The sequence below is a fragment of the Micromonospora sp. NPDC005174 genome (genome assembly GCF_040608495.1).
GTDB lineage: Bacteria > Actinomycetota > Actinomycetes > Mycobacteriales > Micromonosporaceae > Micromonospora.
Genome location: NZ_JBEXIJ010000010.1, coordinates 146,990 through 170,089, shown reverse-complemented (window position 1 = coordinate 170,089; position 23,100 = coordinate 146,990). Strand labels below are relative to the sequence as shown.

Here is a 23,100-nt window from a genome sequence, read left to right as displayed (position 1 = left end):
GCGGGGTGACGGCAAACGCGCAGGCGCTTCCGCGTCCGGTGTGCCCACGCGTCCGATTCAGGCGCGCAGGGTGCGCAGGATGCGGGCCAGCTCGGCCCGGTCGGCGTCGGGGAGGTGGCCGAAGAAACGGTCCGCCTCGGCGCGACGGGCGGCTCGGATGGCGGCGCTGACCCGGGTGCCCTCGGCGGTCAACGCGACCAGGGTCGCCCGGCGGTCGGCCGGGTCGGGCCGCCGCTCGACGAGCCCCCGGGCCTGGAGGTCGTCGACGACCTCGGTGGCCGAGCGGGGCGCGATGCGCAGGTGCTCGGCGAGGGTGCCGGGGCGTACCTCGCCGTGGCGGCCGAGCACGCCGAGCGCCCGGGACTGGCTGGGGGTGACGTCCCACGGGGCCAGTGACTCCCGGGTCTGCTGGCGCAGACGGGACGCGACCGCCCAGAACGTCTCGGCCAGGTTCTCCTCGCCGGTGTCGGTCGTGTCCTCGGTCACCGGAATACGGTAGCAGCCAATGCTGTTGTTCCCTCATGTTGAGGTAACCTCAGCATATTCACTTCGGAAGGATCTCACTCTTGGAACCCACCCCGATGGGCCGCGACCGCGGCCACCGCACGGTCAGCGCCGAGGAGAAGGAGCAGGCCCGCCAGGTGTCCCTGCGCCGCATCGGCCGCCTGTTCACCCCCCACCGCTCCGCGCTGGCCATCGTCACCGCGATCATCGTGCTCTCCTCGATCGTCGCGATGGCCAGCCCGTTCCTGCTGCGTACCGTGATCGACCGGGCCCTCCCGCAGGGTGACGTGACCCTGCTGGTCTGGCTGGTTCTCGGCATGGTCGCCGTCGCCGCCGTCACCGCCGCGCTCGGCGTCGTGCAGACCTGGATCTCCACCCAGGTCGGGCAGCGGGTCATGCACCGGCTGCGCACCGACGTGTTCAGCCACCTCCAACGGCAGTCGCTCGGCTTCTTCACCCGCACCCGCACCGGCGAGGTGCAGTCGCGCATCACCAACGACATCGGCGGCATGCAGTCGGTGGTCACCTCCACCGCCACCGCCGTCGCGGCCAACCTCACCACAGTGGTGGCCACCGCCGTCGCCATGATCGCGCTCTCCTGGCAGCTCTCCCTGGTCTCGCTCGTGGTGCTGCCCCCGGCCGTCTGGCTGACCCGCCGGGTCGCCCGCATGCGCCGTGAGATCACCGCCCAGCGCCAGGGCGAACTCGCCGACCTCAACGTCACCGTCGAGGAGGGGTTGTCGGTCAGCGGCGTCCAACTCGCCAAGACCCTGGGCACCGGCCCCGCCCTGATCGAGCGCTTCGCCGCCTCCTCGGCTCGCCTCGTCGACCTGGAGCTGCGCAGCGAGCTGGCCGGTCGCTGGCGGATGGCGTCGATGAGCATCATCTTCGCCGCCGTACCGGCCGTCATCTACCTCGCCGCCGGCCTGCCCGGCACCGCCGGCACGCTGAGCATCGGCACCCTGGTCGCCTTTACCGCCCTGCAGGGTGGCCTGTTCCGGCCGTTGATGGGCCTGCTCAACGTGGGTGTGTCGCTGACCGCGTCGCTGGCGCTGTTCGCCCGGATCTTCGAATACCTCGACCTCCCCGTCGACGTCGCCGACCCCGCCGAGCCGGTCCGCATCGACCCCACCCGGGTCCGCGGTCACCTGCGCCTGGACGACGTCACCTTCGGCTACCCGGGCAGCGACACCGCCGCCCTCGCCGGCATCACCCTCGACGTGCCCGCCGGCACCAGCCTCGCCCTGGTCGGCGAGACCGGCTCCGGCAAGAGCACCCTCGCCGGGCTGGTCAGCCGCCTGCACGACCCGACCGCCGGCCGCGTCACCATCGACGGCGTCGACCTGCGCGACCTGCGCCTGGCCGACCTGGCCGCGATCGTCGGCGTGGTCAGCCAGGAGACGTACCTGCTGCACACCACCGTCCGGGAGAACCTGCGCTACGCCCGGCCGGACGCCACCGACGCCGAGATCGAAGCCGCCGCCCGCGCCGCGCAGATCCACGACCTCATCGCCGCGCTCCCCGACGGGTACGACACGATGGTCGGCTCCCGTGGGCACCGGTTCTCCGGCGGTGAGAAGCAGCGGCTCGCCATCGCCCGTACGCTGCTGCGCGATCCGCGCATCCTGGTCCTCGACGAGGCCACCAGCGCGCTGGACACCGAGACCGAACGCGCCGTGCAGCGGGCGTTCGACGTCCTCGCCCAGGGGCGTACGACGATCACCATCGCCCACCGCCTGTCCACGGTTCGCGACGCCGACCAGATCGCGGTGCTCGACCACGGCCGCATCGTCGAAACGGGCAACCACGACAGCCTGCTCACCAGCAACGGCCGCTACGCGACCCTGGCCGCCTGAGCTCGGACCCTCAGGCGGGTAGCACCGGCAGGCCCGGGTCGTGCATGCGCCGGTGGGTCGGGCAGACCCACAGGAACTCCCCGGTGGGCGTGAGTACCCGGCTCAGCCCGCCGAAGGCGCGGACAGCGTCCAACTGCATGAGCAGCACCTTGAACGAGCGCAGGGCGGCGCCCTCGGCCACGGACAGGGTGTGCCGCGACTCGGGCGGCGCGGCCAGCGCGTCTTCGACGAGCGCCGTGGGCAACGAGTCGATCAGGCTCTTCATCAGGTCCAACTCCCGCTGCGCGTGTTCCAGGTTCGGCGCGACGTAGCCGGCCACCGAGGCCGCCACCGGATACACCAAGCGCAGGGTCTTGAACACCAGGTTCAGGTACGGTCCGACCTTCCGCAGCCAGTCCCGCGGCTCGGTCACCTCGTAACTCGCCCCGTCCCAGGTGTGCCACTCGCCGGGCTGCTCACACCAGAGGGTGATCCGGATCGGCCGCTGCCCGAACGAGAGACGACGCCAGCCGACGGACGCGATCGTGGCGACGGTGAACAACCGTGGGCAGTCGTTCACCTCCGTGCCCACGGCCCGCACCAACCGACGGAGCTGGTGTGCCGTGTCTGCGGCGAACGACGCGGCCTCCGCCACGTGGTCCCCGATCACACCGACCTCCTTGCTGAGGCCGCTGAGGCGCCGCTCCAACTGCTGCAGCTCCGCGCCGAAGGGCTGTGGCACCACGAAGCCGGTCAGCAGGCCGGCGACGTCGTGATCCTGGTGGCACGTCAGGCAGGGAAGTACGACGTGCGGCCGGCCCGCCCCGGCCCCCAGGGTGGCCTCGAACAGGCCGAGGGGCTGGGCCGAACCAGGACGAGTCGACCGCTCCCGGAACTTGATCAGCCCGTCGAGCGGGAAGCGCCCGGTGCAGGCGACGCCGTCGTTGCCACGGGTCGGGCACGGCACGAACTGCGTGAAGGGCAGGCCCGGCCAGCGCGTCGTGAGAAGACGTTCCAGGCTGTCCCGCAGCACGTTGAAGAAGAGGTCGGGTGACGGCGCGCGGACCTCGATCGTCAAGCGGTGGTCAGCCTGCAACTCCACAAGCGCCTCGGATCGGTACGCCGCGATCGGATGGCGCAGGAACAGGCCTCGCCGCCAATGCTGACCCGTCGACGCGTCGTGATGGCGGACGGTGATCCACGAGATCAGGCCCGGCGGCGCGCTCTCACCGAGTTCACAAATGAGCCGCAGCACCCGGATGCCGTCCGGCAGCGGCCGTGTCGCCTCCCACGGCGGCTGCGCGCGTTCGTACGGGACCAACTGGGCGATCAGGCTCCGGTCCCGGTCGCTCAGCCGGTAGGAGACGTCGAACTTCTCCATCAGTCGCAGGAAGAACGGGTGGTGGACGGGGTTGTACGACAGCCCGTCGTCCCGCTGACGCCAGATGCGCCGCAGCTCGTGGTGGTCGAGGATGCCGCTACTGGCCCGGACGCCGTGGTCCTCCAGCACGTGGCTGATCGCCTTGGTCAACCACTCGGGGTTGAGGATCACGATGTCGCGCAGGCCGTCGTCGTCACCGTAGTAGATGACCTGGCCCAGGTCGTGGAGCAACTCGGCCAGGTGGACGACCTCGTCGTCGCGGACCTGGTGCCGACGGCAGATCGCGGCGAAGTCCTCGAAGGGCATCTGCGGCTGAGCGCCGGCCTGCGCCAGGATCTCGTCCCGCGCGCTGGCCCATCGTCGGCTGAACAACTGGCCCATCTGCGGCAGCCGTGCCGCCTCGCGGCCGATGGCCGCACGCAGCGCTCCTACACCCGTGCTTGTTTCGCTGTCCACCGCGTACTGCCCCGCAATCATGCCCGGGAAGGCTGCACTCAGGCGCGGGAAGTCCAACTCTGGGCGCCGCTCGTCTGAGTGGGTCGCCACGATCATCACCCTGGCCGCCGTTCCCACCCGCAGCCGGATGCGGCGCAGCCAGCCCTCCACCTCGCCCTGCTCCTGCCCCTCCCGGGGGTGCCAGACGAGCAGGTAGATGGCACGCCGGCTGAAGAAGAACTGATGGGTCACCCGGTAGATTTCCTGGCCACCGAAGTCCCAGGTACGCAGTGTCAACATCTTGTCGAGGATCGGGTGCCTCAGGGTCAACTCCCGGATCTGGATGCCGTGCGTCGTCGGACGCCCCTGCACGAACTGCTCGTCGTTGAGCGCCCCCACCAGCGACGTCTTGCCGACGTTCCCCTCGCCCACCAGCAGGATCTTGGCCTCGTACTGCGGAACCCCGTCCGCCAGGCTCTGCAGGTACGCCCCCAGCGCGGTGTCGCCACGGCGCAGCGTCTCAACCAGAGCATGGTCCAGCGGGTTGTTGTCGAGTCGGATCGTCAGCTGACCCCGGAGCAGCAGCGGAGCGAGACTCGTCGGGAGGGTCTTGAGCAGGTTGCCCCGCAGGTCCAGCAGTTGCAGGTCGGGCAGCCCGCCAAGCTCCTCGGGCAGGGCCCTGAGCCGGTTTCCGCCGAGATCCAGCTCGCGGAGCTGCTTCAGCTCGCCGATCTCGGGCGGCAGGTTCGTCAGCCTGTTGCTGGCGAGGTCCAGCTTCCTGAGCTGCCGGAGAGCGCCGATCTCGGGGGGCAGTCGGTGGATCTCGTTGCCGTACAGCGACAGCGCCTCGAGCTCGGTCTGCTCCAGCAGATCGGACGGGACCGAGGAGATGCCCGACCGTCCCAGGTTCGCTACCGTTTTGATCATCGGTTGTCCGTCCTGTGCGACATCGGCGACCGCCCACCACTATGGACGTCGGGCGCCACCGCGAGGTTCGTCGATCAGGTCACGTTTTTGATCGAGTGCGAGACGAAACTGACCCCTCGTCCCGTCGGCAGCACACGTCACGCCTGTGCCGACGATCCCAGGCGGGGGGTGGCAGGGCCCGCCCCGGTACGGCAGCCTCGGCAGCGTGGGCACATTGTTGACGCAACTTCCGGCGCTCCTCGGCGTGCTGGTCGGCACCCTGGGCACGATTCTCGCCACCTCGCTCGCCGACCGCGCACGGTGGCGTCGGAGCCAGAACGTGCGCTGGGACGAGCGACGCCTCGACGCGTACGTCGACTACGCACATGCGCTCAAGGAGAGCTACGCGGTGGCGCTGCGGATGACGGCCCACCTGCGGCCCGGGTCCCACAGCCACCCGATCGACCGGGACGAAGGTCTCGTGCGGCTGGCCGATTCGGACGCGCGGCGCACCGTCGTCTGGGAAAACCTGCTACTACTCGGCGACGAGCCGACGGTGGTGGCCGCCGCGAACTGGCGCGACGCTATCTGGCAGGTGGAGCGGCTCGCCCGAGGGATCGTCGGAGCGCCGACGGGCATCTCGGAGCAACTGGCACGGGTCAACGAGGCCCGGGACGGCTACTACCGGGCGGCCCGAAAGAGCCTTGGTGTCCGGGGTGGCTCGGTGGAGCAGTCCGCGGCGCTGCGTCAGGCGCTCGCCGGCCGGACGACGGTGGCAGCCGACAGCACCCTGCCCGCCAACGACGGTTGAGGAACCGTGGAGCGGATCCTCCCAGTGTCTGTCGGAGGTCGGAGACCGGAGAGCTGGACGAAGATCTCGCGTTTGGCGACCGCATCGTCCCGGCGGTCGAGGACGTAGCCCGTCAACCAGACCCAGCCCTCGTACGTCGGCTGGTCCGACACGGAGACGATGCGAAAGGTGAGGGCGCGCTCCCCGGCGAACTGCACCGAGGCTCGGCCGTCGATGACGAGCAGGTCGCCGGGGGAGGGGCGCGTGATCACCAGTGGCCGGCGTTGTGCTGCTCGTGCGGTGGCCGGCACTCTCGCGCGTGCATGGTCTGCCAGTCACGCAGCGCCCGTCCGAGCCGGTCGTTCTCGCGGCTGAGCAGCCGTACCGTCTCGTTGAGCATGGTCAGTTCGTCGGCGACCCGGGCCTGGAACTCGCGTACCTCATCGAGGTCGACGCCGCGCCGACGCGCGGCGAACTCGCGGGTCCGCACCTCGTACGGCGTCAACCGGGCCGGATAGCCGGCGGGGTGGGGCTGGCCTCCTCGATACACCTGAGCCACGACGATCCTCTCTGCGGGCAGGCGGGATTGCGAAGGGTCCGTTCGATGAGGTCGGGACGGGCACACGCACCCGCCCCGACCGAGGGGATGAGCCGAACTCGTTGCCACGCGAGGACCGGCTCCGATCAACCATATATGCCTAAGTTGCTTCGCCGCAACGCTCAGTTGTCTGGCCTGTGCGTGTCGTGATCAAATTGGCGTGCCACGCGAGGAGTGCCATGCCACAGACACCGGACTACATCCGGATCTCGGAAGAGATCATCGGGGACCTGCGCAGCGGGAAGGTCAAGCCAGGGGACAAGTTGCCCTCGATCGCTGACATGTCCGACCGCTTCGACGTCAGCTCGTCCACCATTCAGATGGTCTACGTCCGGTTGGAGGCGCTGCGGGTCATTCGGCGGCACCAGGGCAAGGGGATCTTCGTGACCGATCCGAAGACCTGGATGCGGGAGCCGTAGGTGGCGTGGGACATCTCGGAACGCGCTGCCTACGCCGGCGGTCTCGCCACACGAGTGGCGTGGTCGATGGATCTCTCCCTCTCGGGTGAACACCCTTACGTTCCTGCTCTGTCCCGTCGCGTACCACGTCGAGGCGCGGTCTGGGGCGCCGTCCACAGGAGTGCGCGCTGTCCACAGGGGCGCCCCTGCGGACGGTGTTCGGTGACGCGCTTCGGCAGCCTGGGGCCATGGATCCGCGACTGCGCGCCCTGGTGCTGCGGGGTGACGGGCTCTGCACCTGGCGGGACGCGGTGCGGGCGGCACCCGCGTGGACGGTGCAGGCCGCGTGACGGGCTGGTCGGCTGGTCCGGGTGCTGCCCGGGGTCTACCTGGACGCAGCCCTCATCCCGAGCACGGGTGCCGACGGGCCGGTCCTGGCCCGCGTCGAGCCCGAACTGGCGCGGCTGGCGACTCTCGCGTACACCGACGGTCGCGGCGCGCTCTGCCGGCTGACCGCGCTCGACGTGTGGGGTCTACGCCGCCAGCCACCCGGCGAGCCGGTGTACGTCGACGTACCGATCGGCTCGGGTCTGCGTGACCGTGCGCCGTTGGTCGTCCGCCACCGCACAGGGTTCGCGGCCGAGCCGCCGCAGGTGGTGGTGCGAGGCGGGTTCCCCGTGACGCGACTCGACCGGACCCTGGTGGACTGTTGGCCGCTGCTGCCACCGGTCGACCGTCCCGGGCCCGTCATCCGTGCGGTCAACGACCGGTCGACCACCCCGCAGCGGCTCGTCGCAGCCCTGGCCGACATGCCCCACCTGACCGACCGTGCGACGCTGCGCGCTCTGGTGGGCCAGCTCGCCGCCGGTTGCCGTAGCCCTCTGGAGACCTGGGGTCACGACCACGTGTTCACGGGTCCAGGCATGCCGGCGTTCATCCGGCAGGCACCGGTGCGAATCGGCGGACGGACCATCTACCTTGACATGTTCGTCGAGACCGAGCGCGTCGATGTCGAGCTGGACGGCGCCACCACCCACGGCGACCCGGCCGAACGCGAGATCGACCTTCGCCGCGACGCCCTGCTGGCAACCAGGGGAATCCTCGTGGTCCGCTTCACCCACCGTCGCCTCCTGGCCGACCCCGACGAGGTGCGCCAGCAGACCCTGGCGATCCTCGCCAGCCGCCGGTCATGATCACTTGATGGTCACCAGTTCTCCGGGACCTCTGGCAACTGGTCGACATCAAGTGATCACGAAGCGTTGCGCTCACGAGGTTGCGCGGTGGTGCAGAAGTTCGCCGATCCAGCGTGCGGCGTCCCGCTGGGCGGCGAGCAGATGCTCGCGGGCATCCGCCATCTCCTGGTCCGCGTCCGCGTCGAGGTGGTCGCCGAGGATCGTCGCCCACCGCCGGCTCAGTTCCTCGGCGTACGTCGCCCTGCGCATCTGCTCGTCGAACTGGTACTCCATCCGCACCATCGCGTCGACGTGTGGCCGGAGCGCCGGCATGATCCGCTCGTCGAGGCGTACGGCCGCGTCGGGTTGGCAGGTCACGAGGACGTCCCCGCGCCGGTAGGACCACTCCGGGTCCTCGGTGAGCGCCCGCTGCAACGCCACCTCCAGGTCGGCCGCCCGGTGCGGTGGCAGGTCCCGTGCGGCATCGGCGGCGAGTCGGGTCAGGCGCTGGATCGCGTTCGGCTGGAAGTACCCCACGTACCAGCTCAACACCTCGGCCCGCAGGCTCACCGGCGACGACCAGGCGAAGGTGGCGCGGACGTAGAAGGAGTAGACGTACCCCTGCGCGGGCACCGCGATCAGCCGGGGAGCGTCGCGCTGCTCGACGAGCGGGCCTGGCGGCGACGGTCCGGCCCCGGCCCCGACGGGCGCCTCGTCCTGCAGGGCGGCCACCAGTCGATCCCAGGTGCGCGCCCACCACCGCCAACCTCGGACGCTCACGTCCCGGGTGATTCCCAGTCCTCGGACGCCCCGTTGCCGCCAGAGATCCGCGGGCTTCGGCCTCTGCTCGGGAGCGTCCGTCATGGCACCCCTTCACGGTCACGGGTTCGCGTGCCGACAGCTGACGTTAACAACCGATGACCGAAATGCCCGACGCCGCGCCGATGTGCCACACAATGTCGGTCGCTCGGGGTTCACCGGGCATTGTGGAGCAGTTGGGCTCGTGGGGGCTGTCGCCGACGGCCGGCGACGGCCAGACTGAGCGCGACCCGAAACTGACGCGGGTCGATGAATCGGATGGTCTGGAGGCAGCCTGTGTCCACCCACGTGTCCCCGTTGGCCACGCTCGGCGCGATCCGCCGGCGTACCACCACCCTCGCCCTGCTCCTCACCATGGTCGCCGCCGCGCTCGTCGGGCCGTCCGTGGTGACCCCACGGCTGACCGACTCCGCCTCGGCGGCGGTCTACAGCTCCTGCACCGTCAGCCGCTGCGCGGACGCCCGCACCGCACGCTCCGGCTGGTCCGCCAAGGGCTTCCCGACCAGCCGCGGCTGGTACTCGTGGAGCGGCGGGCTGTCCAACTTCGCCGGTGGCCGGTTCTACAACTACGAGGGTCAACTGCCCACCAACGCCACCTACTACGAGTACGACGTGTATCCGCGTACCCAGGGCGCCGCCCGCGACGCGTACCGGATCGTGGTGAACCGCAGCACCGGAGTCACCTGGTTCTCGCCCAACCACTACACCGACTTCTACCGGCTCTGACCGACCCGGCGGCCAGCCGGTCCAGGAGGCACGTCGATGAAGGACGACAGGCTCGGCGCGGTGGCGCTGGCCGGGGCGACGGTACGCACCCGGCCCGCGCTCTTCGCCGCGTTGGCCGAGGCGCTGGCACTGCCGGCGTACCTGGGCGGCACCTGGGACAGCCTCGCCGACGTGCTCCGGGACCGGCTGGACGCCGGCCCGCTCACCCTGCTGGTCACCGACGCCGCTCAGCTCCTCGCCGACGAGCCGTCCGACCAGCACGCCCTGCTGATGGCCGTGTTCGACGACCTCGCCACCACCGCCCCACACCCCCTGCGCGTGGTCCTGCACGACGCCCCGCGGTCCTGACACCTCCCGCGCGTGCCCCCGGCACCGAGGGCGACCGACCGGGCCGCGTGGATGCTCAGTTCCCGACAGTCCGACCGACGTCCGCGCGCGGTGACGGTGGTGGTGACGCTCGGGTGACGGCCCTTTCGCGATCCTCGTGCCCAGCCGGGCGGCGTGCCCGGCGTGGGCGGCGGGGAGGCCGAAGCGGTGGACTTCGTCGACGGTGTGCTGGTGCGGCTGGCCGACCCCGGCACCCGCGCCGCGTTCTTCGACGACGCCTCGCTGGCCCACCTGGTCGACGCCGCGTACGACACCGAGGCGATGCCCGTCGCGCCCCCGTACGCGGCGGTCTTCGACGAGCTGACCCTCGGCTTCGCCGCCGCTCCGGTGACCCTCGCCGAGGGGGAGTGGCTGGGCTCCGGCGGCACCACCCGCACCGAGCTGCGCGTACGTCTGCACGGCCTCGGCGGATCGGCGCTGCGCATCGACGCGCTCTGGCGCGGGAGTCTCGTGGTCCGCACGAGCGCGGCGCGGGACCGGGTCGAGGACCTCGACGTGATGGTGCCGGCATTCGACGTCGACCCACAGATCATCGCCGACCTGGGCGCGTTGCCGACCGACCCGGTGCTGCTGGAGACCGAGCGTCGTACCCGACTGGTGGCCCGACTGCGGGCGGGCCTGCACCAGCCAGCGGCCTTCACCGACGCGCACCTGGACCGACTGCTCGCCGGTGTGGGCGCCGCGAACGCGGGTGACCTGGTGGCCCGGATGCGCGGGCAGGCCGCCGGCGCGACGGTGAAACTGCGGTACGCCGCGCCGTCGGCCGCGCCACCCACGCCCCGCCCGCTGCCGTTCGCCGCCGCCGTCCTGATCCGCGACAAGGGCTTCTCCCTCGCCGACCTGCTCGTCGAGACGCGGCTGGTCCGCGCCCGGGCCGAGGAGCTGGGGCTGGACGTGCCCGCACCCGAGGACGTCCGGCGGCGACACCGGGTGGTCGCCGTGTGGGTGGTCCCCGTCGAGACGTTCGACGACGACGGGTGGCCCGGCGGCGACACCGGAACCGCCGCCCAGAAGCGGGCCGCCCGGTTCGCCCGGGCCGGCCAGTGGCTCGCCCGCAGCGGCATCGGGCTCGCCGCCGTGCCGACCTGAGAACTCAGACCAGCAGCAACTTCGTCCGGGAGGACCCGTGGCACCGACAGCAGCATTCCCGTTCATCGAGGTCCGGATCGTGCCGCCACCGGCGCCGCTCGCCCAGCGCTCGCCGGGCGTCATCGCCGTCGTGGGCAAGGCGCCGTCCACGGCCGACGGGGGCTCCGCACCGGCGAACACGCCGGTCCGGATCGAGACCCTGGACGACGCGGTCACCAACTTCGCCCGCCGGCAGGCCGGCAACGTGGTCCGCAACGCCCTCTACAACTCGATCGAACTGGCGTTCCTGCAGGACCCGCGCCCGGCCAAGGTGTACGGGGTCAAGGTCGCCGGTGACGACTACGCCGCCGCGCTCGGCGGTCTCGAGGCCGCCGACGACGTGACGATGGTGTCGCTGGCCAACGAGTCGAGCGTCGGCAACCCCGCCGGAGCCAACCCGCCGACCGGGCTGCACGCGCTCAAGGCGCACGTGGAGACGATGTCCGCGGCCGGTCAGCGGCGGATCGGCTTCGCCATGGTCAACCCGGCCACCGAGAAGAGCCCCACCTACGTCACCGACATCACCGCCGCGGCGAACCCGCTCAAGAGCAGCACCAGCCGGATGCTGATGATCGCCGCCCGGGGCGCGGACGGCGACGCGGCGACCGCCGCGATGGCGGCCGTGGCCGGCCTGCCGGTGCACCACAGCATCGTGCTGAAGAAGATCCGCGGGGTGGCCATCCCGGTGGCCAAGCAGTACAGCCCGGCCGAGATCAAGAGCCTCTCCGAGGCCAACCTCACGCCGATCATCGACCCGACGCTGATCACCGGCGAGAGCCTGCACTTCGCCGACGGACGGCTGTTCACTTCCGACGCGAGCCTGCTGCACGTCGACCTGGTCCGCACCCTCGACCAGATCGAATTCATGCTCCGCGCCGGGCTCATCGGCCTGGTCGGCGACGCCCGCATCACCAAGCCGGGCATGACCCTGCTCAAGACCCAGGTGGACGGCATCCTCGGCCCACTCAAGCGGCAGGCCGTGATCGACGACTACCGCATCGAGATCCCGGTGCTCGACATCCTCACCATCCCCGAGGTCGCCCGTACCGCCACCGACACGTCGATCGTCACCGCAGCCCGGGCCGACCGCACCGTCGACCTCGTCGTCACCGTCACGTACGGCCCGGCCGTGAGCCGCCTGCTGGTCACGCTCGTGGCCAAGTTCTGACCGGAGGAACCAGACCATGGAGTGGAAGACCCGCCTCGCGGTGCAGTACACCAAGGGCACCGAGACGGTGTTGATCAGCCCGATCGACTCGTTCAGCCCGTCCTTCTCGCTCAACGTCGAGGCGCTGCACTCGTGCGAGGTGACCCACATGGGCGTCATCCACGCGCCGGTGTCGATGAACTTCACGATGACCGTCAAGGCGATCGGGGACGTCGCCGGCCGGCTCACCAAGCTGGCCCTCGACGGCGAACTGTTCGACATCGCGCTGCTGGAGCACACCGGCGACGACTGGGCGTTCTCGTCCTTCGTGTTGCAGGACTGCCTGATCACCAGCGCGACACCGACCACCGCCACCATCTCCGGCGCGCCCGCGGCGACCTTCAGCGGCTTCAGCCTGGCCGCCTCGGTCGACCCGAAGACCGGCGACCCGTCCGTCCTGCCGTAACCCCACCAGGATCAACCGGAGGTAGCAGATGGCGACGGGAGCTGGCCGCGCCGCCCGGGTCACCCGTACCGGGCTGGCCCTGGTGCACGCGGGTGAGCTGGTGTTGCCGGCGGCCGGCAGCGAGGCGGAGGCCGAGCAGGTGGCCGAGGACGATCGCGCCGTCATCGCGTACCACTTTCCGGTGGAGATCGAGGTGGTCGCGGCCGGCGGCGCGTTCGACGCCGACGCGCTCGCGGACCTCGCGCTGGCCCGCCTCGCCGAGCACCTGGACGGGCGGTTCTGACGGTGGCCATCTCGGTGCACGTGCCGGTGCGGATCCGGCTGGACGCGCGGTCCGTGACCGAGCGGCCGGAGGCCGTGACCGGCGCGCTCGCCGTGGCCCTGGCCCGCGCCCTGGAACGCTCCCGTCAGGAGGTGGTCGCGCCACGCGGCGGCTACCTGGAGGTACGCACCGAAGCGCCGGAGATCCGGTGGACCGGCGCGGCCCGGGAACGAGTGTCGCCGGACGAGCGGCGGGCCTTCGAGGCGCGGCTGCGGCGACGGGTCACCGAGGTGGTCGACGCCGCGCGCCTCGACCCGGGACTGCCGCCCGGGGTGCCCCTGCCGCTGAGCGAACCGGCCACCGAGCTGTTCGACCCGCAGCGGATGCGGCACCTGCTCGCCGTGTACCGGGTGCCGTCCTACGACGACGGTGGCGACGCCGCCGAGGTGCCGGTGGACGGCCCCGAGCCGCCGCGGGTGACCTACCAGTGGCTGCTGCGCCCGGCCGCCTACCTGGCCGGTCACTTCGGCGAGCTGGCCCGCGAGGCGGTACGCCAGCACGGCGGCCTGCCGTCGGGCACCCCGCAGGGGGTGATCGCCCGGGTCGTCGGCGTGGACGGGCGTCCGGTCTGGGCGATCATGGTGACCACCACTCCACTGTCGGTCCTGACCTTCGAGCAGTTCGGCGAGACGGTGTTCCGGGCCACCCCGCAACCTCACTTCGAGGTCGAGGCGCGGGTGCCCAGCCCGCAGCCCGGCACGGTGCAGCGGCGGCCGGTCGCCGACCGCAGCGCCCTGGTCGCCATGGTGGACGAGGAGTTGAGCGCCGACATCCGGCAGCGGCTGCGGACCGCCTCGCCGCGCGGCGACACCACGAGCGTCGAGGAGTACCAGGCGCAGATCGAGCGGGCCGTCGACGCCGAGGTGACGCGGCGGGTCGACGCGATCCTCGCCTCGGTCGGCGGGGCCACGCCGACCAGCCTGGTGGTGGTCGACATCGGCGGCGTCTCCCTGCTGCTGGTCGGCACCGAGGAGACCGACGCCACGCTGCACTGGACCGGCACGGCCAACCTGCTGCCGATCAGCGTCGAGCAACATCCGGTCGCCCCGCCGGACCCGAACGCGCCGCCCGGCGGAGGTGTCGGCACGGGCACCGGGTCGGGCGCGGGCAGCGGAACCGGCAGCGGAGCGGGTGGCAGCGGGCCCGGCGGCAGCGGAGCGGACGGCACGGGCACGGGCACCGGCCCGGGTGGCGGGGCTGGCGGTACCGGTGACGGCGGCGGGGGCGCCCGTCGGGGTGGGTTCGTCTTCGACCCGAGCAGCCCCAGCGCGCCGCCCGGCACCGAGGGACGCCGGTTCCCCGCCGTCGGCGCGGGGCACTCCACGATGCCCGCCTGCGCGTCGTTCAACGGGGAGCCGGAGCTGGCCGCGCTCGGCCCGGACGGCGACGAGCTGCGTCGGCTCATGGACGACATCGCGTTCCGGCTCCAGATGGGCGAGCCGTGCCGTTACCCCGCCAACTTCTGCCTCCAGGCCGCCGCCGTGCTGCGCGGCCGTGCCGCCGCGATCAGCCTGCTGGTCGGCTCGGCCGAGCGGGAGGCGTTCACCCGTCCCGTCCCCGAGGGCAGCGGACGACTCGGCCCGCTGGACTTCCGGCCCGTCGCCTCGCCCGCCGTGCAGTTCCTGCGCCACCTGGCCGGCGTCGTGCCCCGCCTGGACCACCTCGCCCAGCTCGTCATGCGCCGCTACAGCCAGCCCGAGCACTTCGCGCGTATCCAGGGCGGCTGGATCGACACGTCCGCCTCCTGGGACCTGCACTTCGTGCAGGCGCTCAGCCCGGCCGTCAAGGCCGCGGTGGGAGAGCTGTTCGTCGTCGGCAGCCAGGCCATGCTGGTCCAGCTCCTGCTCAGCTCGCGGACCGGCATCGAGGCGCGGATCGCCAACTTCGACAGGTACGCCCCGATCTTCGAGCGGTTGATCGTCTCCCAGCTCACCGACTACGCCGAATTGCAGGGGCTGCGCGATCGGCTGCGCCGCCACGAGGCCGCCCGGTGGACGCAGGCGCACACCGACCTGGGCGGCGGCACCGTCGCCACGCTGAGCACGCTGAACCCGTCCACCGCCTGGTACGGGGCCGCACGCGCCATCTCCACCGCCTTCCTCGCCACCGAAGCCGCCCTGACCAGCCCCGGCGCGGCCGGTGAGATCGTCGAACGCGACGACGTCACCCGCGTCCGCGACTCGCACGCGGTGCTCTGGACCCTCGCCGAGATCGAACAGGCGCTGGTCATCCAGCGCGGCGAGGCCGAGGGCGTCGACCCGCTGGTCAAGCAGATCACCGACCTGCCCGAGGTGCTGGCCCGCTTCGCCGGCAACCGGTCGGCGATCCGCGACGAGCTGTGGCGGGTGTTGCAGGACATGCGCCGCCACAACACCGAGATGCTCGGCCGGTCCCGCACCGACGCGCGCTTCGCCTTCAGGTCCAGCCGGATCAGCGAACACATCCCGTCGGCGACGATCCCCGGCGGACGTTTCGCGTTGCAGGGCATCCACCTCGTCACCCATCAGCAGCTCGGCGAATTCTTCGGCGGCAACCTCTACTACGCCACCGGCGTCGACAGCCTGTTCAGCACCGAGCTGGGCCGGGAGGCGCTGAGCGCGTTCGCCGTCATGATCGGCATCATCGCGCTGTCGCTGCTCTGCCCACCGCTGGGCTTCGTGGTCGGGGTCGCCGTCGCCGCCGTCGACGTGGTGCACGCCCACCAGCGCGAGCGGCTCTACTCCTCGATGCTCGACCCGGAGCTGGTACTCACCCGCACCGAGGTCGAGGTCGAGCTGTTCGCCGCGTACCTCGGGCTGGCGATGTCGCTCATCCCGGAGGTCGGCACCATCGGCGGCGCGGCCGTGCGCGGCGGCCGGGTCGCCCTGCGCTTCGGCGTCCGCGCTGGGTTGCGTGCCGCCCGGGGGTACGTGGTACGCCGGGTCACCCGGCAGATCGTCGAAGCCGCGTCCCGTGACCTGCTCCAGGGCTTCCTCACCGAGATCCTGCTCAACGAGGTCCTCGAACGTGTCGTGCAGAAGTTGATGGAGCCCATCCTCGCGTACGTGGAGCGCGAGGCGATGCTCAGCGGCGCGGTCGGCGGCCCGGAGGGCGCCCGGTTCATCCTCATGGTGCTCGACTCGCAGCCCAGCGCCGCGTCCGGCCCGCGCGTGCCGGTGGTACGGCCGTGACCGGGCCCCGCCGGTTCCGCGCCGGCCGCTTCCTCGACGCCGCCGCCGTACACGCCGCCGCCGACGCGAACCCGAGACTGCGCCGATTCATGCGCACGATCGCCGAGCACAGCGAGGCCGGCGAGGTGCGCTCCCGACGGTTGCTGGAACACCTCATCCGCCGCATCGTCGACGACGTCGGCGACCTGCACCTCGGCAACGCGCTCAACCGGCTGGAACGCATCGCCGTCCTGCGGGACAACATCGCCGCCATCCTCGACCACGTGCTGGAGGGCGGCACCCTGCCCGAGGGGGTCCGGGTGGAGACCCTCGGCGAGTACTTCGACCAGCTCAGCACCGAGATGCGCGAGCTGAGCCGCCCTCGCGAGGGCATCGTCGGCGACGCGCCGCTGCGGTTGGCCGACGACGCTGGCGCGTACGCCGACTCGCTGTTGCGGGATTTCGACGCCGGCGGTGGCGCGGCCGGCCGGCACGTCGAGCCGGCCGCGATCGTCGGTGACGCGTTCCGGGCCATGCCGGCGGACCGGCAGGCGGCGCTGCGGCGTGCCGCCGAGCTGGAACCGGCCGCGTTGTGGCGTGCGGTGGCCGCCGAGAGCGAGAGCGGCAAGCGGGCCGCCGTCGCGGACCTCCAGACCCGCCTCGGTGGGCGGCTCACCCCCGACGAGGTGGCCCGGCTGCGCACCGCCGTCGACGACCTCGGTCGAGCCCGCTCCCGAGGCCTCCAGATGAGCGATGCCCGGCTCGCCGACGCCCTCGCCCGCATCGGCGATCCGGACCTGCGGGCGGTGGTGGCCGGCGGCGACGTGTGGCTCACCCAGCAGCTCGCCGTGCACAACCCGGAGGCCCTGGCCACGCTGTGGCGACGCTTCCGCGACCGCAACGGACGCGCCGACGACGGCCCCGGCTTCCGCGCCTACCTGCGCCACGACATGGTCACCTACGGCCGGGGCGTCCTCGGCGAGTACAGCGCGGCGTTCTCGTTGAGCAGCATCGAGCTGTTCCTCAAGGGACCGGACGCCAACGTCAAGGTCGCCGGCACCGACCTCGTGGGCATCGGCCACGACGGCTGGGTGTGGCTCGTCGACGACAAGTCGCACCGGGCCGCCAGCGTCAGCGGGGTCAGCGCGCTCACCGACAACCTCGTGGTCAACCTGCGTCGTGACGCCGCCGACTTCCGCGACGCCATCGCTCGCCTCCAGCGCGACGATCCCGGCTTCACGCCGGACCCCCGCATCCTCGACGCGATCTCCCGGATGGAGGACGCCGCCGCCGAGATCGACCGGATCAACCGGCGCGGTTCGGCGTCCACCCGGCCCGCCCGGATCAGCGCCGCCCTGGCGGAGCGCCGGTTGCGACTGCGGGTCACCAGCGCCGCGGGCGAGGTCCGCGAGATCACCCAGGCGCTGCGCGACCTCGGCCTGGCCATCGAACCCACCGGTACGCCGGTGCCGCTGCCACCCACCGGAGGGCGCTGACCATGGCCATCACCAGCAGCTTCATGCGGTACGGCACGGTGCCGTCGGCGATCATCAGTGACGGGGTGCTGCCCATCCCGCTCTGGGCGGTCACCGCGATCTCGCTCGCGCAGACGTACCACCTGCCGCCGATCGGCTCCACCGCGCACAAGGCCATCGTGGCCACCCACGACGACACCATCACGCTCACCGGGGTGCTGGTCGGCGCGGAACGCTACGCCTGGAAGTTCGCCCTCGAGACGATGGCCGAGGCGAGCAAACGCGGCACCGCCCTCGCCGCGTACTCCGGTGGGAAGTTCGGCGGGCTGATCCTGGTCACCTCCATGACCATCCGCACCGACATGCAGGTGCAGTCGCTGACCTTCAACGCCTCGGCCGCTCGCCGCGACGTCCTGGACACCACCATCACCCTCGTCCACGTGCCGCGTCCCAGCCTGCTCGGCAAGCTGCTCGACGTGGCCAGCATCGGAGTCGGCGCGCTCGCCGACGGGTTGGGCAACTGATGCCACCGTTCCCGATCGACCGCTACCTGCTGCCGGAGACACCGATCGAGGTGCCCGACGGGTTCACCGAGGTGCGGCAGAGCCTCACCGCGGGCCTGCCGCACCGCGTCGAGCTGGGCGGCGGCGTACACGGGGTGCTGATCCTGCCCACCGGCCTGGCCCGGCAGTGGCTCGCCACCGACCCGCTCGCCGTGGTCAGCAGCTCCGCCGACGACCGCGCGCCCCGACCCGCGCCGACAGCAACGCCGCGCTCGCCAATGCTGGTCGGCCGTGCGCCACTGCGCCTCGTCGTCCGCCAGGGCACCCGCATCCTCGGCTCGGTGCCGCTGGCCACCGGCCTGCGGCGCGTCTGCCCCGACGCGGGCACACCGGCTCCTCCGGGCGTCACCCCGGTGGCCGTCGAGGTGCTGGTGCTGGCCTGGCTGCTGCACGCCGGGACGGTCCGCGGCTCCGGCGACTACGGCTCCCACCTGACCGTGGCCTGGCGGCGGACCGACCGCGCGGTGGACCAGTTCGGACCGCCGCCCATCAACGAGTTCGTGTGGCGTCGCCGCCCACCCGCGCAGCGCGTCGAATCCGACCTCGGCCCCGGCAGGCTGCGCTACCGCCACCTGCTCGACAAGAAGATGCGGAGGGTGCTGCGGTGACGCTCACGCCGTTCCAGACCGGCCAGGTACGCCAGGGCGCCGTCGGCAACGACGCCGGCTGGACCATCACCTTCCACCGGGAGACACCGACCGGCATCAGCCCGGACGCCGCCCTCACCCTGTCCAGCGCCGACTACTACGCGGCCATCGACGCCGCGCTGCCCGACGGGCTGGGCCCCGGCGCGTACACGGTCACCGTGCAGGGGCTGATCGACGAACACTTCGCCGCGCTGCGCACCGCCGAGGGGCAACCGCCGCTGGTGGCGAAGCTGCACCTGTACTGGCGGGACGCCAACACCTCGGTCGGCGCGTTCTTCACCAACCTGGTCGGCGTCAACGCCGGGCCCACCCCCGCCGAGCTGACCCAGGCGCTGGTCGCCGTGCTGCGCGTGACGAAGGTGCGCCGGGTCACCGGCGAGCGGACGTACGACACCGAGCTGACCCTCGTCGAGCAGGCGTACGCCCGGCTCGGGCAGCGCGTCGCCGAACGCTTCGAGGCGGCGACGTTCACCGCCGCGATCCGCGCCATCGGCGAGCGGACCCGGGTCGACGTGACCGGCTGGGGCGCCAACCCGGACGGCACGATGACCCGTGGGGGGACCGAGGCGGCCGGGGACGAGCGGGTCGCCTTCGGGGCCGGGCTGCTCTACCGTGCCGCTCTGGAACGCATCGGTGGCGCGTTGCAGCAGTCCCTCAACGCGTACGGGCGGGGAATGCTGCTGATCCGCGACGGCACCGTGCACGTCGGGAAGCGGCCGATCCCGTACCCGCAGGGGGAGCCGAAGCCACTCACCCTCGCCACCGGCCTGCTGGCCTGCACCGAGAACGGCACCCAGGACACCGACCCGTACGCGGCCACCGAGACCGGCGGCACGGCCGCACCGCGGCGCAGGGCGTGGACGCTGACCCTCAAGGGCCGCCCCGACCTGAAGCCCGGCGACCTCGTGCGCTTCGACCCGCCCGCCACCGACGAGGCCACCACGCTGGGCAGTGTCGGCGCGGCGCTGCTCGGCTCGTTCGCCGCCCCGTTCGCCCCGTCGACCGGGGAGCTGGGTGCCGGCTCGAAGCTGCTCTACCTCAGCGCGGCCCGGCACACCCTGTCGCGTACCGCCGGTTTCGTCACTGTCGTGCAGGGCGTCGAGGTCACCTCCGGCGCCCAGGCGTGGGACACCTGGAGCGACGCGTCCGGCGTGGGGACCGCCGAGCCGGCCGGTCCGGCGTCGTCGCCCGGGGTGGCCGCCGCCGAGGCGGTGCGCCGCGCTGCCCGCGCGGCCCGGGGCGAGACGCGCGGCCTGGAGATCGGTGAGGTCCGCGCGGTCGCCACCAACGCCAGCGGCGCGGTCGAGCCGCCCGCGCAGACCGAGACGGTGTGGGAGGGACTCATCCGCCCGGACGGCCGGCCCAACGCCGCCCGCCGCCTGCCGGTACGTCGGCAGCAGCCCGCGCCACTGCCCGGGGTCACCTACCTGACGCCGTTCGCCTGGGGCGGCTGCGGGCTGATCCTGCCCCGCTACCCGGGCACCCGGGTGGCGCTGGCCTATCGCAACGGCGCGCCGGACGACCCGGTGGAGGTCGGCGCGCTCTGGCCGACCGGGCACGCCCCGGTGTCCGAACCGGGGGACTGGTGGCTCTCCCTGCCGGTCGGGGTCGCCAGCGGCAGCCGCTCGTCGATCGCGGACACGGTGACGCCCGCCGACCACGACGGCAAGGTGACGCACGACCTCACCGACGGCGACGGCAACCGGGTCATCGAGCTGGGCGAGCTGACCGTGCGGGTGGGTCGGGCCCAGCTCAAGGGTCGAGGTCAGCGCCCCGCCCGCGCCGACGAGGCCGACAGCATCACCATCGAGCACGCCGGCGGGTCCTCGATCGTGATGAAGCAGGACGGCTCGATCACCATCACCGCCACCCAGATCGACCTGGACGCGGGCAACGGCGCCGTGAACATCAGCGGCGGCACCGTGAACATCGCCGCCGACGACGTCGACGTCCAGGTCGGCAACGCGATGAACGTCCACTGAGGAGATCGACATGGCATTCGTGCTCACCACGTCGAGCGACGTGCACTGCCCCAACCAGGGGAAGGTCTCTCCGACCGGGCAGGGCAAGCTGACCGTCGACCACACACCGGTGGTCCGCCTCGACGGCATCAGCGGCAGGTCGGTGGCCGGCTGCACCATCACCACGAGCAACTCCACCAAGCAGTGCAGCACGGTGACCACGGCGACCGGCGCAGCCAGCAAGCTGACGGTCGGCGGGGCCGGGGTCGCCCTGGACTCGCTCAGCGGCGCCACCGACGGCTCCAGCCCCGGACTGGCCGCCAGCGCCGGGCAGAGCAAGCTGAAGGCGGCCTGAGGTGGACCGTACCGAGCGCGAACGGCAGGCCGCCCAGCGCCGCTACCTCGGCTGGGGCCTCGCCTTCGAACCCACCATGCCCGGCGTGGACCTGGCCCGGGACATCGTCTTCGACGACGGTCCGAACGGCCGGACGCTGGCCCTGGTCGAGGGCACCGGCAACGTGGCGCAGAGCCTCGCGGTGGCGCTGACCACGCTGCGCGGCTCGAACGTCTTCGACGCCACGTTCGGCTTCGACGGGCTCAACGCCCTCGCCGAGCAGATCGAGCCGAACCTCATCCGCGAACAGGTCCGCATCGGCATCATCACGCTGCTCGACCGTGACCCGCGCGTCCGCAAGATCGTCGACGTGAACCTCGACGACGGTCGGCTCGGCGCGGGCCGCGCCGACGACGCGTCGGCCGCCGCGCTGCGCGCCTCGCGCACCCTGCAGGTGCAGGTCCAGTTCGAAACCATCACCGACGACCGGCTCTCGGTGCGCCTCGGGGAGCTGCCCAGTGTCTGATCCGACCCTCCCGGCCGAGCTGGCCGACGTGCTCGCCGTCGACGCCGCCGCGCTGCGGGCCACCGGCTCGACGGGCTTCGGCATCGTCGAGACCGGCTTCGTGCCCAAGTCCTTCGCCCGGCTGCTCGCCGAGAAGCTGGCCACCGCCCGACTGCTCTTCGGTGAGGACGTCGACCTGACCAGCGGCGCGGTGCTGCGCAAGGTCCTCGAACTCGCCGCCCTGGAGGACGCCCGGATGTGGGCGGCGCTCGGCGCGGTCTACGACAACTCCTTCGTGGTGTCCGCGACCGCCGACGCGCTGACCCGCCTCGGCGAGGAACTCGGCATCGGACGGCCGTACCTGCAGGCCCGGGGGACGGTGAAGCTGAAGCTCAAGGCGGCGCTGCCGACCGGCCACCCGCAACTCACCCTGCCCCGGGGCGCGCGGCTGTCCACCCCCGGCGGGCACCACGTGGCCCTGGACGAGACGGTGGTGCTCTCCGCCGCGGTCGGTGAGCGCGAACCTGTCGTCACCGCCTTCTATCCCGGCCCGGCGCACAACCTCGACCCCACCCAGCCGCAGCAGAAGATCGATCGCTGGAACCGCGCCGACACCCTGTTGGCCGACCTCGACGACGCCGAGCAGGCCGCCGGCAAGGAGCTGGTCGAGATCACCCACACCGTCGCGCTCACCGGAGGCGAGCAGCAGGTCTCCGACGCCCGCTACCGGCAACTGCTGCTGGCCGCGCCCCGCTCCATCTGGACGGCCGAGGCGATCGGCCTGGCCGTGGCCACCGTGCCGGGCGTACGCCAGGTGCAGGTGTTCGACGGTCGGGGCGGGCTGGACCTCAACCAGTCCATCTTCGGCAACTTCTCCTTCATCGAGCGGGTGTTCAGCACCGAACGCGACCTCGGCAGCCCGTACTACGTCACGGTGCTCGTCGCCCCCACCGCCGCCGCCATCTGGGACGGCCCCGACGGGCTGCACGCCGCCGTCGAGTCGGTCATCGAGGACCTGCGGCCGGTGGGCATCTTCGCCTCGGTGGACCGAGCCGACGAGGTGGGCGTCGGCGTCGAGGCCGACCTGGTGATCCGGGGACTGCCGCTGCCCACCGGCTCGAAGGAGGCGGTGAACGCGTCCACCGCCGCCACCGAGCTGCGCGCCCGGTTGCACGCCCGGCTGCGCCGCTACGTCGACGAGCTGCCGTTCGGCGAGCCGGTCCGCGCCGCCGAGGTGATCTGGACGCTGATGAACGAGCCGGGCGTCGCCGACGTCCGCAACCTGCGACTGGTCCGCTTCCCGGCCGACTCGGCGGTCGTGGTGACCGGCAGCGCGCCCACCGGCGACGGCGTGCAGCGCCTGCCGGTCGGCGACAACGCGGTGCTCGCCGCCAACCAGGTGCCCGTCTACGTCGACCGGGACGATCCCCGGCCGTTCCGGATCGTCTGAGC

The 23,100-nt window shown here is 72.1% G+C and carries 22 protein-coding genes; 18 read left to right on the top strand and 4 right to left on the bottom strand.

What is annotated here, in order from left to right; translation table 11 throughout:
• Positions 1–57: 57 nt before the first annotated feature.
• Complete coding sequence (locus ABZU91_RS14500) at positions 58–486, bottom strand: MarR family winged helix-turn-helix transcriptional regulator (RefSeq protein ID WP_355239275.1); 429 nt, start codon at positions 484–486, stop codon at positions 58–60.
• A gap of 95 nt (positions 487–581) precedes the next feature.
• Here ABZU91_RS14500 and ABZU91_RS14495 point away from each other — a divergent pair, with 95 nt between their 5' ends.
• A complete protein-coding gene (locus ABZU91_RS14495) occupies positions 582–2,360 on the top strand; it encodes an ABC transporter ATP-binding protein (RefSeq protein WP_355239350.1) in 1,779 nt (592 codons plus the stop codon).
• 10 nt (positions 2,361–2,370) lie between these two features.
• Here ABZU91_RS14495 and ABZU91_RS14490 read toward each other — a convergent pair whose 3' ends face one another.
• On the bottom strand, positions 2,371–5,082 hold the full coding sequence (locus ABZU91_RS14490) for a COR domain-containing protein (RefSeq protein WP_355239272.1): 2,712 nt from the start codon (positions 5,080–5,082) through the stop codon (positions 2,371–2,373).
• A 205-nt stretch (positions 5,083–5,287) separates the two neighbouring features.
• Between ABZU91_RS14490 and ABZU91_RS14485 the strand changes: the two genes are divergently transcribed.
• On the top strand, positions 5,288–5,872 hold the full coding sequence (locus ABZU91_RS14485) for a hypothetical protein (RefSeq protein WP_355239269.1): 585 nt from the start codon (positions 5,288–5,290) through the stop codon (positions 5,870–5,872).
• A 247-nt stretch (positions 5,873–6,119) separates the two neighbouring features.
• On the opposite strand, the gene ABZU91_RS14480 is transcribed toward ABZU91_RS14485, so the two are convergent.
• A complete protein-coding gene (locus ABZU91_RS14480; protein WP_355239266.1) occupies positions 6,120–6,410 on the bottom strand; it encodes a DivIVA domain-containing protein in 291 nt (96 codons plus the stop codon).
• A 218-nt stretch (positions 6,411–6,628) separates the two neighbouring features.
• On the opposite strand from ABZU91_RS14480, the gene ABZU91_RS14475 reads away from it, so the two are divergent.
• Positions 6,629–6,868, top strand: coding sequence for a winged helix-turn-helix domain-containing protein (locus ABZU91_RS14475; protein WP_355239263.1), 240 nt, complete (start codon positions 6,629–6,631; stop codon positions 6,866–6,868).
• Between the two features lie 350 nt (positions 6,869–7,218).
• On the top strand, positions 7,219–8,040 hold the full coding sequence (locus ABZU91_RS14470; RefSeq protein WP_355239260.1) for a DUF559 domain-containing protein: 822 nt from the start codon (positions 7,219–7,221) through the stop codon (positions 8,038–8,040).
• Between the two features lie 72 nt (positions 8,041–8,112).
• Here the strand turns inward: ABZU91_RS14470 and ABZU91_RS14465 are convergent, their stop codons facing one another.
• Positions 8,113–8,883, bottom strand: coding sequence for a hypothetical protein (locus ABZU91_RS14465; protein ID WP_355239257.1), 771 nt, complete (start codon positions 8,881–8,883; stop codon positions 8,113–8,115).
• A gap of 231 nt (positions 8,884–9,114) precedes the next feature.
• Between ABZU91_RS14465 and ABZU91_RS14460 the strand changes: the two genes are divergently transcribed.
• The 14 genes from ABZU91_RS14460 (at position 9,115) to ABZU91_RS14395 (ending at position 23,098) form a co-directional block, all read left to right on the top strand.
• Entirely contained in the window at positions 9,115–9,564 is a 450-nt protein-coding gene (locus ABZU91_RS14460) for a ribonuclease domain-containing protein (RefSeq protein ID WP_355239254.1), read from the top strand.
• A 36-nt stretch (positions 9,565–9,600) separates the two neighbouring features.
• Positions 9,601–9,912: a barstar family protein gene (locus tag ABZU91_RS14455; protein WP_355239251.1), complete on the top strand. Its 312-nt coding sequence runs from the start codon at positions 9,601–9,603 to the stop codon at positions 9,910–9,912.
• 162 nt (positions 9,913–10,074) lie between these two features.
• Entirely contained in the window at positions 10,075–11,040 is a 966-nt protein-coding gene (locus tag ABZU91_RS14450; protein WP_355239248.1) for a hypothetical protein, read from the top strand.
• A 37-nt stretch (positions 11,041–11,077) separates the two neighbouring features.
• A complete protein-coding gene (locus ABZU91_RS14445) occupies positions 11,078–12,247 on the top strand; it encodes a hypothetical protein (protein WP_355239245.1) in 1,170 nt (389 codons plus the stop codon).
• Positions 12,248–12,263: 16 nt separating this feature from the next.
• A complete protein-coding gene (locus ABZU91_RS14440) occupies positions 12,264–12,692 on the top strand; it encodes a hypothetical protein (protein WP_355239242.1) in 429 nt (142 codons plus the stop codon).
• Between the two features lie 28 nt (positions 12,693–12,720).
• Positions 12,721–12,975: a hypothetical protein gene (locus tag ABZU91_RS14435; RefSeq protein ID WP_355051243.1), complete on the top strand. Its 255-nt coding sequence runs from the start codon at positions 12,721–12,723 to the stop codon at positions 12,973–12,975.
• A 2-nt stretch (positions 12,976–12,977) separates the two neighbouring features.
• Entirely contained in the window at positions 12,978–16,184 is a 3,207-nt protein-coding gene (locus ABZU91_RS14430) for a hypothetical protein (protein ID WP_355239239.1), read from the top strand.
• Complete coding sequence (locus tag ABZU91_RS14425; RefSeq protein WP_355239236.1) at positions 16,181–17,659, top strand: hypothetical protein; 1,479 nt, start codon at positions 16,181–16,183, stop codon at positions 17,657–17,659. The genes ABZU91_RS14430 and ABZU91_RS14425 overlap by 4 nt, the downstream gene beginning before the upstream one ends.
• Before the next feature lie 2 nt (positions 17,660–17,661).
• Positions 17,662–18,162: a hypothetical protein gene (locus ABZU91_RS14420; protein WP_053659787.1), complete on the top strand. Its 501-nt coding sequence runs from the start codon at positions 17,662–17,664 to the stop codon at positions 18,160–18,162.
• Positions 18,162–18,809, top strand: coding sequence for a hypothetical protein (locus ABZU91_RS14415; protein ID WP_355239233.1), 648 nt, complete (start codon positions 18,162–18,164; stop codon positions 18,807–18,809). The genes ABZU91_RS14420 and ABZU91_RS14415 overlap by 1 nt, the downstream gene beginning before the upstream one ends.
• Complete coding sequence (locus ABZU91_RS14410) at positions 18,806–20,830, top strand: hypothetical protein (RefSeq protein WP_355239230.1); 2,025 nt, start codon at positions 18,806–18,808, stop codon at positions 20,828–20,830. Before ABZU91_RS14415 ends, ABZU91_RS14410 begins: the two co-directional genes overlap by 4 nt.
• 10 nt (positions 20,831–20,840) lie before the next feature.
• Positions 20,841–21,164 carry a hypothetical protein gene (locus tag ABZU91_RS14405; protein ID WP_355239227.1) on the top strand — a complete coding sequence of 108 codons (324 nt, stop codon included), beginning with the start codon at positions 20,841–20,843 and terminating at the stop codon, positions 21,162–21,164.
• 1 nt (position 21,165) lies between these two features.
• Positions 21,166–21,669 (top strand): hypothetical protein, encoded by a 504-nt coding sequence (locus ABZU91_RS14400; protein ID WP_355051237.1) that lies wholly within the window; start codon positions 21,166–21,168, stop codon positions 21,667–21,669.
• Positions 21,662–23,098, top strand: a complete 1,437-nt coding sequence (locus ABZU91_RS14395; RefSeq protein ID WP_355239224.1) for a baseplate J/gp47 family protein — start codon at positions 21,662–21,664, stop codon at positions 23,096–23,098. Before ABZU91_RS14400 ends, ABZU91_RS14395 begins: the two co-directional genes overlap by 8 nt.
• The last annotated feature ends 2 nt before the right edge of the window (positions 23,099–23,100 follow it).

What these genes read in the sequence shown, in the direction of transcription:
- ABZU91_RS14455 (WP_355239251.1), top strand. Translation starts at nt 9,601, where the DNA reads ATGAAGGACGACAGGCTCGGCGCGGTGGCGCTGGCCGGGGCGACGGTA.
- ABZU91_RS14490 (WP_355239272.1), bottom strand. Translation starts at nt 5,082, where the DNA reads ATGATCAAAACGGTAGCGAACCTGGGACGGTCGGGCATCTCCTCGGTC.
- ABZU91_RS14405 (WP_355239227.1), top strand. Translation starts at nt 20,841, where the DNA reads ATGGCATTCGTGCTCACCACGTCGAGCGACGTGCACTGCCCCAACCAG.
- ABZU91_RS14465 (WP_355239257.1), bottom strand. Translation starts at nt 8,883, where the DNA reads ATGACGGACGCTCCCGAGCAGAGGCCGAAGCCCGCGGATCTCTGGCGG.
- ABZU91_RS14495 (WP_355239350.1), top strand. Translation starts at nt 582, where the DNA reads ATGGGCCGCGACCGCGGCCACCGCACGGTCAGCGCCGAGGAGAAGGAG.
- ABZU91_RS14435 (WP_355051243.1), top strand. Translation starts at nt 12,721, where the DNA reads ATGGCGACGGGAGCTGGCCGCGCCGCCCGGGTCACCCGTACCGGGCTG.
- ABZU91_RS14475 (WP_355239263.1), top strand. Translation starts at nt 6,629, where the DNA reads ATGCCACAGACACCGGACTACATCCGGATCTCGGAAGAGATCATCGGG.
- ABZU91_RS14415 (WP_355239233.1), top strand. Translation starts at nt 18,162, where the DNA reads ATGCCACCGTTCCCGATCGACCGCTACCTGCTGCCGGAGACACCGATC.
- ABZU91_RS14440 (WP_355239242.1), top strand. Translation starts at nt 12,264, where the DNA reads ATGGAGTGGAAGACCCGCCTCGCGGTGCAGTACACCAAGGGCACCGAG.
- ABZU91_RS14420 (WP_053659787.1), top strand. Translation starts at nt 17,662, where the DNA reads ATGGCCATCACCAGCAGCTTCATGCGGTACGGCACGGTGCCGTCGGCG.